8 protein-coding genes are annotated in these 13,278 nt (G+C 41.8%); 3 read left to right on the forward strand and 5 right to left on the reverse strand.

Annotated elements, in window-relative coordinates; genetic code table 11:
- Positions 1-4 precede the first annotated feature (4 nt).
- Positions 5-1,528, forward strand: coding sequence for a M60 family metallopeptidase (locus G7074_RS18700; protein ID WP_124562618.1), 1,524 nt, complete (start codon positions 5-7; stop codon positions 1,526-1,528).
- A gap of 37 nt (positions 1,529-1,565) precedes the next feature.
- On the forward strand, positions 1,566-1,868 hold the full coding sequence (locus G7074_RS18705) for a hypothetical protein (RefSeq protein ID WP_124562617.1): 303 nt from the start codon (positions 1,566-1,568) through the stop codon (positions 1,866-1,868).
- A gap of 434 nt (positions 1,869-2,302) precedes the next feature.
- Here the strand turns inward: G7074_RS18705 and G7074_RS18710 are convergent, their stop codons facing one another.
- The 5 genes from G7074_RS18710 to G7074_RS18730 all read right to left on the reverse strand — a co-directional run bounded on the left by G7074_RS18710 (position 2,303) and on the right by G7074_RS18730 (position 10,463).
- Positions 2,303-2,929, reverse strand: a complete 627-nt coding sequence (locus G7074_RS18710) for a M23 family metallopeptidase (protein ID WP_166210513.1) — start codon at positions 2,927-2,929, stop codon at positions 2,303-2,305.
- A gap of 338 nt (positions 2,930-3,267) precedes the next feature.
- The gene (locus G7074_RS18715) at positions 3,268-5,079 is read right to left on the reverse strand and encodes an IucA/IucC family siderophore biosynthesis protein (protein WP_166210516.1); all 1,812 of its coding nucleotides are present in this window, start codon (positions 5,077-5,079) and stop codon (positions 3,268-3,270) included.
- An 89-nt stretch (positions 5,080-5,168) separates the two neighbouring features.
- Complete coding sequence (locus G7074_RS18720) at positions 5,169-6,518, reverse strand: lysine N(6)-hydroxylase/L-ornithine N(5)-oxygenase family protein (RefSeq protein ID WP_124562614.1); 1,350 nt, start codon at positions 6,516-6,518, stop codon at positions 5,169-5,171.
- Positions 6,518-8,977, reverse strand: a complete 2,460-nt coding sequence (locus tag G7074_RS18725) for a GNAT family N-acetyltransferase (protein WP_166210518.1) — start codon at positions 8,975-8,977, stop codon at positions 6,518-6,520. Before G7074_RS18725 ends, G7074_RS18720 begins: the two co-directional genes overlap by 1 nt.
- On the reverse strand, positions 8,922-10,463 hold the full coding sequence (locus G7074_RS18730) for an aspartate aminotransferase family protein (protein WP_166210521.1): 1,542 nt from the start codon (positions 10,461-10,463) through the stop codon (positions 8,922-8,924). Before G7074_RS18730 ends, G7074_RS18725 begins: the two co-directional genes overlap by 56 nt.
- A gap of 318 nt (positions 10,464-10,781) precedes the next feature.
- Between G7074_RS18730 and G7074_RS18735 the strand changes: the two genes are divergently transcribed.
- Complete coding sequence (locus G7074_RS18735; protein WP_166210524.1) at positions 10,782-13,208, forward strand: TonB-dependent receptor; 2,427 nt, start codon at positions 10,782-10,784, stop codon at positions 13,206-13,208.
- The last annotated feature ends 70 nt before the right edge of the window (positions 13,209-13,278 follow it).

Raw genomic sequence — 13,278 nt, forward strand, 5'->3', positions numbered from 1 at the left:
CACAATGAACCAAACACCAATCAAATCAGCATTAACACTCGCGCTTATGGCAGGTGGTTTAACTGCTTTTGCCCAGGATGTAGCTAAAGATCCGGCAACTATTGTTATCTCGCCCGAGCATACACTTGCTAAAACTGATACAGAATTTAGGAAAGCCATAGCCAAATGGAGCGATGAAACATTAAAAAGCACCGATTATAAAAGCGTTAAAGCACAGCCCTCTGCTAATATTTTTCCAGGTGCCGTTAAAGAAGGCTTCCAGTTTATCAATAAAACAGTAAGCATCGAGCATAAAAAAATGGCCGATAGTCTGGTCTCAATTGTATCAACCTTGGGTTATTCGGGTTACGATAATGCCACCATGTACAGCACGGGTTTATATGCCAAAGCCGGCGAATACATTGAAATTGACGTGCCTAAAAATGCCGATGTAAGCGAACTTGAAGTGCAGATTGGCGCGCATAGCGACCGCCTGAATTATTGGGTTGCAGGCAAGGAAGATTGGCGCCGGATGCCGATTATTACCAAGAAACAAAAACTGGTAGTGGGCAAAAACAGGTTGGCTTCGCCTTTTGGCGGTTTAATTTACATTGATGTTAAACCGCAGGCTGCCAGCAGAAAAATTGATTTCAAAATTAGTCATGCGGTAGCGGCACCACTTTTTGTTTTAGGCAAAAGCACGCAAAGCGATTGGGAAAACCAGTTGAAGAACAATAAAGCGCCATGGGGAGAAATGGCTACTGAAAATGTAATTTTAACCCTGCCGGATAGTGTTTTGCAAACCATTAAAAAACCTGAAGAGGTGCTTAAACTGTGGGATCTGGTAGTATTGGGTGAGCTCGATCTGGCCAATATGCCTGCTCCGTTTTACCGCGCACAACGCATGGTTCCCGATGAGCATATTGGGGGAGGTTATATGCACAGTGGTTATCCGATCATGATTCACCATTCGCCTTCGAGGCACATGGTTTCTAACGAAATTATGGCCAACCCGGAGTTGCTGATGAAACCTAGTAAAGGTGGCGCAAACTGGGGCTTTTTTCACGAAATAGGGCATAACATGCAAAACTTAAACTGGGTTTTTGGCGGTACAACCGAAGTGAGCAACAACTTCTTTTCGCTGTACATGTTCGATAGATTAATGGGCGGAAGAGACGATTCGCACACAGGTGTATCGAGTGCAAACACACAGAAAATGATGAAAAAATATTTCGCAGAAGGAGCCAGCTACGAAAAATGGAAAAAAGATCCTTTCTTAGGTTTAATCATGTTTCGCCAGATGCAGGAAGGATTTGGCTGGGAGAGCTTTAAATCTTTCTTTAAAGAATATCAAAAAATCGGACCAGCTATAGGCGAACTTAACGATCAGCAGAAACGTGATTTATGGGTTAAAACCTATTCGAACATCGTAAAACGCAACCTTGCGTCATTTTTTAATACCTGGGGAGTTGATATTAGTGAGCAAACCCAGAAAGAACTGGCAGCTTTGCCTGCCTGGAAACCTTTCAATTTTCCGCCGGTAAACTAAGTTTAAAAGCTATTCAATCAAAAATAAATTAACGGGTATGGCTTTAAGCGCAAAAATAACATCAAAAACAAAAGAGCTGAAAATTTATGAGGTTAATCCCATCATTTTTTATTCTGGCGAAGCCGATGAACTGAATATTGAGCTGCTGGAGTTTAATCATGGCGAGCTGATTATCAAATCTTTGTCTACAGCTATTTTAAAAGTGAAATCGCTGGCAATGGCCGACGAAGACTTTACCATAAAATGGAAGCAGGACGCTAAAGGGCTGAGAATTACGCTACCTGATGGACTCATCAATGATGAAAGCAGGGAAAAATGCGTTTTGAAGATTAAGTTTTAACCCGGTTTTCCGAAATTTCACACTTCAAATCTACGAGGTTTTAATGGACACATTGCTCTTAAAACCTCATAGGTTTTTTAGGATTTGGGCTTTTATTCGAAGACCTATGAGGTTTTAATAAGCATATTGCTTAGAAACCTCATAGGTCTTTTAACCTTTGGATTTTTGTTTCTAGAACTATCAGGTTTTATTGGGCACTTTGCTCAAAAACCTCGTAGGTTTTTAATTATAATCTCTAAAACTTTCTTATTTAGAATTATTCCAAGCCGCCCATGGAGGGAAGCTTTCATCCCTTCAATGATTTGGCGCTGCTTGTAGCACGAAGGTTTCTTCGTAATTTAGATATTTGTCGCCAAAAAATAAATCAGAATCCTAAAATTAATCCTTTCTGTTAAGTATAAATGTTGCCAGACTGCTGTAATGGGATACTTTTACTATTTAACATATTCCTTAATAAATAGCTGTGGATTGTAAAACCGCTCGTTCAATTGGCTGTTGGTAAAAGTTAACCAGCTTGCACAGCCGTAATCATCAAATTTCTTCCTGATTTCTAAATGCAGGTGATGATAATCGCCTCCATATTTTTTGCTTTCCTGCGGGGTAAACAGGCGCGCCAGTTTGGTAGTCTGATCTACGTTTTGGCCGTTGCTAACATATACTTCCTTTAAATGTTTATAGGTTGTAAACATCGTTGTGCCATTGGGCAATTTATGTTTCACCACTACAGTGCGCTGGTTTTCGCCTAAATGTATCGAACAAACAGTACCATTAGCCATGGCGTAAACACTAACCAGTTTGCTTTTGGGCTGGGCAGGGTTAATGTCAATCGCAGTGTGGATATGTCCTTTAACATAACTATCGCGGTGATCGCCGAAAATGCTGATAATTTTAATATTGTTTACCTTTTTACGGTTGGCTACATCAAATGGAAGGTACCACTGGTCGGCCGTTCTAGCGGGGCTAACCTCACTGTAATAAGGTTTCCAACGCTCGCGGTCCTTTTCAATAGTTGGTGTTTCAAATAATAGTGCCGATAAAAAGATAAACAAGATACTTTTCATAAATAAGAAATTATAAGGCCAATATAAATATTTTAACGGAATAACTATTAGATTAGTTCATGAAAAATATCCATCACTATTAGCCAAATAGCCTACAGTTCTTTTATACAGGGTTAACGTCTTTTATCAGGCATAGGTAGAGCATAGTTCAAGTATAGATAAAGCATAGATAGAGTATTGCAATAGTATAACAAGCCATATTTTTTCTAGAAGCTTGTCACGTTGAGCCTGTCGAAACGTCTCGCACAGTATTCAGGCAAGTCCTTCGACAAGCTCAGGATGATAATTCTAATATTATGATACAATATCTTCGTTCCGCGTAGTGAAGATTTACCCAATTATGCTAAAACATCTTCCCTCAAAGCCTCCGCTGCCGGATTCACCAACGTACCAATCAATTCCGGTACAGGTACATCAGTACTTTCACTGTAACCATGGGTAAGTAACCTTACTCGGTTAATGCATACGCGGATAAACTCAGGCACAAACAGATCGAATTTTTCGAATTTGGAAGATAATTCAGGATTTTCCTGCTGGAAAGCTAAAATTACATCTGCCACTTGGCGCCAAAACTGCTTCTCATCCAAACCCACATAGCTGTGAAAAATATTGCCCAGATACCTGAAAACCGCATCAAAAATGCCCGAGAGGATAAACAGGGGAGCAAGTTCATCGTTAATTTCTCTTAAAACATCCACCAGGTCTTCTGGTAATTTAGCTTTCGATTCGTCGGTGAGTACAATTTCTTCCACAAAATCTTTGATGATAATCCTTTCAGGTACACCGTTCTTCATAACCAGTATGGTATTTTCGCCATGCGGACTAAAGAAGAAGGCATGTTTGTAAAATATGCGGAGTATGGGTTTTAAGTAAGCCGATAAATAAGCATTTAACCAGATCGCAGCATCCAGTCCCGATTTTTCGATCAATGCCTGCACCATGCTCTTGCCCTGATCATCTACATAAAGCAAGCTGGCCATGGTCATGATGGTTTCGTCTTCTAGTAGGTAATTTTCGGCACTTTCGCGCCAAATAGCACCTAAAAACTCCTGGTATTGGTAAGGGGATCCGGGAATTTCGCTATACTGCGGGTGTGTATAGGCTACGGTAGCCACCTCGCCCAAAAGCACAACGCGGGTTTGTTTCAGGTATTCATCGCCTTGCAACATATCTTTAGCCCATTGGGTTACCCTTGGTGCAATAGCCAGTTTTTTAGGCGATAGGCCCCTGAAAATGGAAGTGTTTAAAATAGAAATGGCCGTTTTTACATAATGTTTTTTAGGTTCGCTTACATTAAAAAAGGTACGGATACTGTTTTGGCACATATACTCATCTGCGCCCAAACCAACCGGTACAATTAACTGGAGGGCAATATCATGCGCCAGTTGAAGCACAATTTTATTGTTCCACTGCCATTCGTGCACCGGGATAAAGAAATAATCGGTAGGTTGCAACTGTTGCTCCAAAAGCACCTGATTAAAATCGTGTACCTGTTTTAAGCTTAGCTCTTCATTGTAGAAAGAAAATGCCGAAATACTTTCAATGCTTTTAAACGATGCCCTGCTATGGTGTACCGCCAGCCAGGCCAGGCGCGTTTTTTGTGCCGCTTCGGGCGCATATTTACCCTGATCGCTATGGTTAAAACCTATACGGCCTTTGTTAATGGTTGCCCATGGGTGACCATCCATTTGGTGTTCTATCGTTTGGTAATCTGCATTGGCCAGTTCATCGGCGCTTAACCTGCCTTTTTCGTGAATGTAGGCATCGGCATAAAGGGTATTTAAGGTTTCTTCTATAAAATGTGCCAGCGTAAAAGGTTTAATACCGAAGGTTTGCTGCAGCTCAGTGTAAAATGCCGGTGCATTATTTACCGCCACGCTTTCACCGTTTACAAATTTTTTAATGCTCTTTTTGTCGATATGCAGGTAATCGAGTGCACGTTCCTGACCCGAAAAGGTGTAGTAAATCGCTGCACTGTCGGTGGCTAAATGGTAATCATTCCAGCCCGGTGTACTGCTGCCTACCAACGCAGGTTCGGCCAGTTTTTCATGCATCAGTTCGACTATCGATTTAGCGATATAGTTGAGATTTACCTTATCCCAGATTTCTTTTTTTAAAGGTTTTATTTGATCAAAGTTGTTGTAATTCATGGTGTTGTTTTTTAATGGTGTTGTTAGTCCGGATTTGCGCCTAGTTAATCCGGATTTGTAATCCGGACTTTACTTATCTCCGGTCGGGATTACAAATCCCGACCAACTATAAATTGCATTTGTTCCTCTGCAAATTCATTCTCCGGTTTTTCATCTGGGATGCTAAACTGCTGGAAGGCAATGCGTTTTTCTACCTTGTAAATTTCGAATCCCAATGCGGCATTGATAATGGAAGCATTGCGATAAGCACCCATGCCCAAATCGGGAGTTACAAAACCGTGGGTATGCAGTTCGGCATTCTGAACAAAAATTTCATCTCCGTTTACATCAATGGCATAATTGCGGTGCACCTGGAACAGTCCGTCGGCATTTCGGCCTATGCGTTCTTGAATAGGACTTAAAAACGCAGGCTCGTTATACTTATAGCCGGTAGCCAGTACCACAAAATTCGTATCTACACTAAAGTTTTTCTCGCTTTCAGTATGGTAAAAATCGAGCTTGTAAGTACCGTTATCTTTGGCGTTTAAATTGTTCAGCTGGCAGTTGGGCATCAGTGCTGCATTTATTTGTTCGCCATCTACACTCAACTCATACAGTTTATCGAATATCTGGTTAATCAGATCGAAGTTAATGCCTTTAAATAGCGAATTTTGTTTACTTAGCAACTGCTTTCGTTTGGCATCGCTCAGGTTGTAAAAATGGTCTACATACTCTGGCGAAGTTAATTCCAGCGTTAGTTTCGAATATTCCATTGGGAAAAACCGGTCGGGACGCGTAAACCATTTTAGTTGCAGTCCGTTCTCTGTTTCCGGTAAAAGATCGTAGAAAATCTCTGCAGCACTTTGCCCCGAACCCACTACGGTTACGGTTTTTTGCTGTAAAATGCTTTGCTTAAACTGGAGGTACTCTGAAGAGTGTATCGCATTTTGGTGCAGGGCAGGCTTAACAAAGTCGGGTACTTTTGGCCCTGTTCCGGTTCCGAGTACAATTTTTTTGGTAAAAACGGTTTCAGTTGTTCCGGTGTTTAGGTTAATCCGCTCTACCTTGTAAATGCCATCTTGGTAATGTATTGCCGTAACTTTTTGCTCAAACTGGCAGTTAGGAAGGTGGCTGATGGCCCATTTGCAATAGGCATTATACTCTTTGCGCAACACAAAAAAATCTTCCCTGATGTAAAATTTATACAAACGATCGGTTTGTTTCAGGTAGTTTAAAAAACTGTACGCACTGGTTGGGTCGGCCAAAGTTACCAGATCAGCCATAAAAGGAACCTGCAGGGTAGCATCGCTCAGCATCATGCCCGGGTGCCAGTTAAATTCACTGGCCTGATCTAAAAACAAGGTAGATAAACCACTAATAGGCGCGCACAAGGCGGCAAGTCCCAAATTAAAGGGGCCAATGCCAATGCCTACGATATCATATATTTTCTGGTTCTGCATTAGGCTTCCTCCGTTTCAAATGGTGATAATTTGGCCTGAGCATAAGCTTTGGCTTCGGGGAATTTTTCCCAGTACCAGTCGCGGTAGCAAAAGGTAAGGTTGGCCATTTTGTATGGCATCTGGATTACTTTTTCAAGCTTAAAGCCGAGTCGGGTTACAAAAATGTGCATGGCGCGACTTTCAACAGCAGCTTCGCCGATGCATTTGCCTACCTCTTTCTGCTCAAAAATGAAATCCATTAAAGCCTGGCCGGTTTCAAAACTGTACTTTTTGTCTTTTTCGGTTGGGGCAATGAGCAGGTGCGCACCATAATCAGTAGTTAATGCCTCGTAACAAGCGCCTACGCCATCGCGCATAGGCCAGTAAGGTTCTATGGTGAAGGTGGGTTCGCCGTTTATCTCGCCAATAAAACTGTGCGAGGCATCGTTAGGCAGTAATGTGCGGTAAAAAAGCTCTAACCCTTTAATCGGGCCATCCATTTTCCAGATGGGTTTGGCATGTTCCTGGTTAAACCAGTCGTGCACCATTTCCAGATCACGGTCTATATCAAAAGGACGGATGTTAATCGTCACATCTTCTTTCGGGAAATATCGGCTGTATAGCACCTCTTTGCTTTGTGGTTTAATCAGGTTTTCAGCAAACAGATATTTTGAGAGGGGATTCGGGAATTCGCGGTAAATGGCCGGATTATCAATCGGTGCGCTGGCTTCGTCGATATTGCAGAGGTTGGTAAGCAGGTTGCCTTTAACTTCCCAGCTGCGGCGGTTAATAATATAATCTACCAAACCCGTAGTATCGCTGTTTTCAAATTGTTTAAACTCTAAATAAACCAGGTCGATTAAAGTCTTTTCGTCAGCCAGGTTATTGCTGGCCAGCGCATTTACTACGCCTAAAATATTGTTAATGAGTAAATAATAAGTCAGTTTCGGAATGATATACGCATTCGGTATAATAGAACCGCTTTCTGCTGCAATTTCGGGATATGCCTGTTGCAGGGCTTCAGCTTTGCTATCGCTAAAGAAATAGCCCTGGTTGTCTCTGAAGTACAATTTGGCCGGATAAAAATCCTTATCCAGCTCTACCATTACGTTTTGCTGGTGAAATTCGAAAGCCATTCCGTAATTGTTGTACAGGCCAACAATAGGCGTTACGCACAGGTGCAGGTATTGTTTAAACCAGTTTACTGCGGTATGAGCAAGGCTCTTGTTTTTACTGATCGATGCCTCTTCAATCACATGTACCAATCTTGGTTTTTGGCCCAGCAAGCCATCCTGACATAAGGCAGCAAGCAGGGTTACGTTTTTCTCTGCTTCTTCGCCCTTAAACGGATTGTGCCTGATACTGATATTAAAGCCATCGATGTTTTGCCCCTGATAATTTACCGTAATAAAAGCCGGATCGGTAATGAATTCAATTTCAGGGAATTCGGCTTTTGCCGCTTTGCCCAAAGTGGTTTTTAAAAGTTTACTTACATCGTAACCACGGTGCAGTTCTCTAACCAGGTTAACGCGTTGCGAATTGGTGATTTTAACATGGAGCGAAAATTTAAGCATCCAATCGCTCGCTGCATTGTACACGGTTCTAACCGATGAGGTTGGGGTATAGGCATCGCCAAATTGCCCGAGGTAAACCAGCAATTTTTCCGCTCGCATGGCTTGTACAGCAGGTTGGTCAAGCAGGTAATCCGCTTCCCAGGGATGCATGGGCACCACTTTGTGGTTAGGGTACCGATCAAGTATTGTTATTGTTTCTGTATTTGTCGTCTCTAAAAGTTCAATCCTGAACAAATCAGTAATATCGAAACCTTCGGCATTTTTTTCATTGATATTGGCTGCCGCAATTAAGAAATAACTAAGCTGGAAACTGCCTTTTGTTTCGGGCGAATATTTAAAAAGCTCGTCAGTACTGTTAAAACCCGACCGGCCCTTGGGTAGAGGATGGGCATTATGACCTAAAAACAGCGATTGTTCTGCCGATATAAAGTTCATTTTAGCAAAGTTTACCGGTTTGCCATTTTGCTGAAAGAACGAAAGAAATTGCTGAAGGTTTTCTACACTATTGGCTAAACGTTGTTTTACCAGGTCGGCAGCTGTATCCGGAAACTCAGCTGTGCTGAACTGCACCGCTAATTCCATAAAGCGATAAATATCAATGGCAGTAATTGTATTTGTTTCAATACCGCGTGCTACAACCGGGAAATTAAAAACATGCCGGCCGCTATCTGCATAAAACTTTAATGGGGCATATACCTCGTAACCAATGCTGCTAAAATCAAGCCTGATATGCAAACGGTCTGATGTAGTAGACAGGTAGTTAGCCAGTGGTGCGTCGTATTTCGGGATACCTGCATAACGGGTCCAGTTGGTAAATTCGCGGCAATAACTGTTAAGGAGCGCATTAAAGTTAGTTTCTTCTGAAATCTGCTGAAGCTTGATTAAGTCTAACGTATTCGTTTCCATGTTTTTTAATGATTTTAATGATGTTTTCAATATCGCTGATGGTAGTAAGCGGGTTTAGTAGGGTAAATTTGAGGTAGAATTGCTGGTTAATCTTAGTGCCGGCCACCAGGGCTTTACCTTGATTAAACATCGTTTTTTTTATGTATTGGTTCATGGCGCATACATCGAGTTGCACGTTTTTAGGGCGGTATCTGAATACCAATGCACTGATATCCGATTCGTTCATAAGTTCAATATCATGATCGGCCTGCAATAAGCTGGCTATTTCAGCTGCGGTTTCAATAATGGTATCAAAATAGCCGCCCAATTTATCGCGACCCATCATGCGGAGTGTGAACCACAGTTTTAAAGCGTCGAAGCGTCGGGTAGTTTGTATCGATTTATTTACCTGGTTGGGCAGGCCATCGTCATCATGATCTTTAGGGTTTAAGTAATCGGCATGGTGCGTAATCAGGTTGAAAAAGTGCTTGTCACGCACCAGAAAACCGCTGCTGCTCACAGGCTGAAAGAAAGATTTATGGTAATCAACCGTAACCGAATGCGCCAGTTCGATACCGTTTAGCAGGTTACGGTATTTATCGGTAAGCAATAAGCCACAGCCATAAGCCGCATCAATGTGGAACCAGGTATTGTATTTTTGGCTAATGGCGCCCAGTTGCTGCAGCGGATCTACATTACCAAAATCGGTGGTGCCCGCCGTACCTACAATGGCAATTGGTATATTTCCCTGTGCAAGTTCTCTTTTTATAGCGTCTTCAAGCAAAACCGTATTCATCCTGAAACTGCGATCGGTTTTAATCTTGATGACTGCTTTTTCACCCAGACCTAACAGCGAGGCATTTTTCTGAATACTGAAATGTGCTTTTTCAGAAACAAAAATCCTGAAGCGCGAAGCCTCGGCAGGCAGGCCATTTACTTTAATGTTGTGGTTCAGGGCGGTAATGGCGTAATGATCTCTGGCCAGTAAAAGCCCCATTAAATTACTCTGCGTACCGCCGCTGGTAAAAATGCCGTCGGCTTTTTTGCCATAACCAATCTGATCGCAGGTCCACTCAATTAATTTTTGCTCAATTAAAGTGCCCCCAGAGCTTTGATCCCAGGTATCGATAGAGGAGTTGATGGCCGAAATCATCACTTCTGCGGCAACAGCCGGGATAACAATGGGACAGTTTAAGTGCGCAATGTAGGTAGGGTGATGAAAAGCAATAGCGTGGTTGGTGTAAAGCTGTTCAACTTCTTTCAGTAAAGCGTCGTAATTGTCGTGCGTTTTTTCAAATTCGATGGCATCGAATAAGGGTTTCAGTTTGACTGGCGATACACCGCTAAAGGGCTGCTGGTTGTGGTTCAGGAATTTTTTTACCGCCTGGGTAACTTTGCCAACCGCATGCAGGTACTCTGCTTCGTTTTCGTGGTGAAAGATTTCCTTAGCCGGGCTCTCCGTAAGGAAATCGATGAGGTCCTGTTTTTCTAGGTCTGATGTAAACATTAGTTTTTCAATTTTTCAAAATTTAAGGTCAAAAGGCAATACAATACCAGGCAAAATGCCGATAGTTTTTTACTGATTAATTGGTTAGTTGAGTACTTAAAATAAGCGTAATGTGTAGACTATAATCTCGACTGCTAAGGTATATTTTTATTTAGATTGATTAAAAATAATATTTAAAATAGTTTTAAACTATTGTTAATGAATTGTTTATATCTATGTTTTGTTACTTTTTTTAAGGTGTTCTCGGAAATATTTGCTTCTTATTATTTGGATTTAATCCAAATAAATGATTGCTTTGCGAAAAAAATAAATCATTTAATGAAAAATCTATACTTAATTGCAATCCTTATCTGTGGGTTTATAATTACAGGTAAAGCTCAAACCATTACCGGCAAGGTAATAGGCGAAACTGCACCACTAAGTGGTGCTAATATTAAAGTGCAGGGCAAAAAATCTGCGGTTACTACTGGTGCAGATGGTAGTTTCGAACTTGCACTAAGCGAAGGTTCACATCAGCTACAGGTAAGTTATGTAGGCTATGTTACCGTATTTCAAAAAGTAAATTTAGCTAAAGGGCAAAATGTCAATTTAATCATCAACTTAAGCCCTACGGCCAACATGCAGGAGGTAGTAGTGGTATCGGCACGTAAACCAACCAAAATAAGTGAGATACCAGGTACCGTTTGGGTGGTTGATGGCGCAAAAGTGCAAGAGCAGGTTAAAGCAGGCGTGCCCTTTAAACAGGCTTTAGCCCAATTGATTCCGAGTTTAGATGCCGGACCCGAAGGCCGTACCAATTACGGTCAAAACCAGCGTGGCAGAGATGCATTGGTTATGATCGATGGTGTATCGCTCAACAGCACGCGTGGGGTAAGCCGTCAGTTCGAATCTATCGATCCGTTTAATATCGAAAGAATTGAGGTACTATCAGGCGCGAGTGCCGTTTACGGTGGCGGTGCAACCGGAGGTATTATCAACATCATTACCAAAAAAGGACAGGATAGTCAGCCAGGTTTTACTACGCAGGTTGGTGTACGCAGTGGTTTGAAAGAAAAAAGCGATCACGATGTTCGTGTTGCACAAGCTATTTCGGGTGGCAGTAAAGATTGGAATGGCCGGATTGGTATTGCTTTCCAGAAAAACAATGCAGCTTATGGAGCCAATGGGAAGCAGATTTTCACCGATATTACCCAAACTGATTTGCAGTACAACGAGTCTTTCGATTTTTTTGGAAGCACAGAATTTAAATTGACAGATTATCAAAAGTTAACGGTAAATGCGCAGTATTACAATTCGGGCTATCGTGGTGATAAAGACTTGTTTTTAGGTACTAACTACGCCGGCTTATTGTCAAATGCATCGCTTTTGGAGATGAGAAATGGTTATTCATCAGATGTTGATCCTAAAACAAGCCGCGCCAATATCAATGCTAACTATCAGGCCAGCGATATTTTGGGCGGACAAACCCTTTACGTGCAGGCTGCAGCCAGAAATGAGCAGTTTAGCTTTCACCCATTTCCGGGAACAGCGGCCTTACCAGGTGTGCTTTACAGTGGCTCATCAATCCAGAATACCAATTACAGTGCTTTAAAACTGGTGTTGAATAAAGACTGGAATAAATTAAACCTAACCTATGGTATTGATGCCGATAACGAAAATTTTAATGCACAGCAAGCGCTTTTCGATAGGGTAAAAGCGGCAACATCCGGCGGTTTAACCAATACCACGGTTGCTACTATTGCGCGTTATCCTAATTTTAGGGTAAATGGCTTATCGGGCTTTTTGCAGGCACAATTTAAGCTGGCCGATTTCTTAACCCTATCTGGTGGTGTTCGTCAGCAACGCATGTTTGTTAAGGTTGGTGATTTTGTAGGCACAGCAGCTGCTGTACCTTTGGCTTATGGTGTAGGCCGTAACGCTACTGCTATTGCGGGTGGAAGCAATCACTATGATGTTAATTTGCTTAATGGTGGTTTGGTATTTAAAATCAATGCACCTCAACAGGCCTGGTTTAACTATTCGCAAGGATTTAACCTGGCCGATCCGGCAAAATATTATGGTCAGGGAACTTATACGCTGGCAGGCACCAACTGGAATTTAGGTAACTCTATCAATGTAGGTAGTTCTCCGTTAACGGGTATTAAAACCGATCAGTACGAGGCTGGTTACCGTTACCGCACTGGTGTATTTAATGCGCAAGTGGCTGCTTTTTATGCTTTATCAGATAAAAATGTAAAAACCAACAGCACTTTCAATATCGAAGTGTATGATGAGCATGTAAGAAACCTTGGACTTGAAGGCTCGCTATCGCTTAACCTGAAAAATGGCTTCGAGGCTGGTGTAAATGGTTTGTATATCAAAACCCAAAAACAAAATGCCGATGGTACCTGGGCATTGCAGGATGTAACGGTGGCAAGTCCGTCTAAACTGGCTGGTTATATAGGTTATAACGGAAAAGTATTTGGCTTAAAAGCACAGGTTTTCCACTCATTCGATTCGAAAGGAATTTCTACTAATCTAAAAGAATACGAATTAAAAGGATATACCACGGTTGATTTATTGGGCTCAGTAAAAATATTTACCGGAAGCTTATCAATCGGTGTTCAAAACCTGTTGAACAAGAATTACCAAACAGTTTGGAGTCAGCGTTCATCAATTTTGTATGCTGCCTTGGCTAAACCCGAAACTTTTTATTATGCCGGCCGTGGCCGTACGTACAATGTAACATATACGCTTAATTATTAGGTTCAATAGATTGCTTTGTGATCCGTCATTCCCAACTTGATTGGGAATCGTAATGCCTTAGCAAGGTTTT

The sequence above is a fragment of the Pedobacter sp. HDW13 genome (assembly GCF_011303555.1).
Classification (GTDB): Bacteria; Bacteroidota; Bacteroidia; order Sphingobacteriales; family Sphingobacteriaceae; genus Pedobacter.

Bases quoted from the DNA above. Each gene is read 5' to 3' on its own strand.
- G7074_RS18725 (WP_166210518.1), bottom strand. From the start codon at position 8,977: ATGGAAACGAATACGTTAGACTTAATCAAGCTTCAGCAGATTTCAGAA.
- G7074_RS18700 (WP_124562618.1), top strand. From the start codon at position 5: ATGAACCAAACACCAATCAAATCAGCATTAACACTCGCGCTTATGGCA.
- G7074_RS18715 (WP_166210516.1), bottom strand. From the start codon at position 5,079: ATGAATTACAACAACTTTGATCAAATAAAACCTTTAAAAAAAGAAATC.
- G7074_RS18710 (WP_166210513.1), bottom strand. From the start codon at position 2,929: ATGAAAAGTATCTTGTTTATCTTTTTATCGGCACTATTATTTGAAACA.
- G7074_RS18735 (WP_166210524.1), top strand. From the start codon at position 10,782: ATGAAAAATCTATACTTAATTGCAATCCTTATCTGTGGGTTTATAATT.
- G7074_RS18730 (WP_166210521.1), bottom strand. From the start codon at position 10,463: ATGTTTACATCAGACCTAGAAAAACAGGACCTCATCGATTTCCTTACG.
- G7074_RS18720 (WP_124562614.1), bottom strand. From the start codon at position 6,518: ATGCAGAACCAGAAAATATATGATATCGTAGGCATTGGCATTGGCCCC.
- G7074_RS18705 (WP_124562617.1), top strand. From the start codon at position 1,566: ATGGCTTTAAGCGCAAAAATAACATCAAAAACAAAAGAGCTGAAAATT.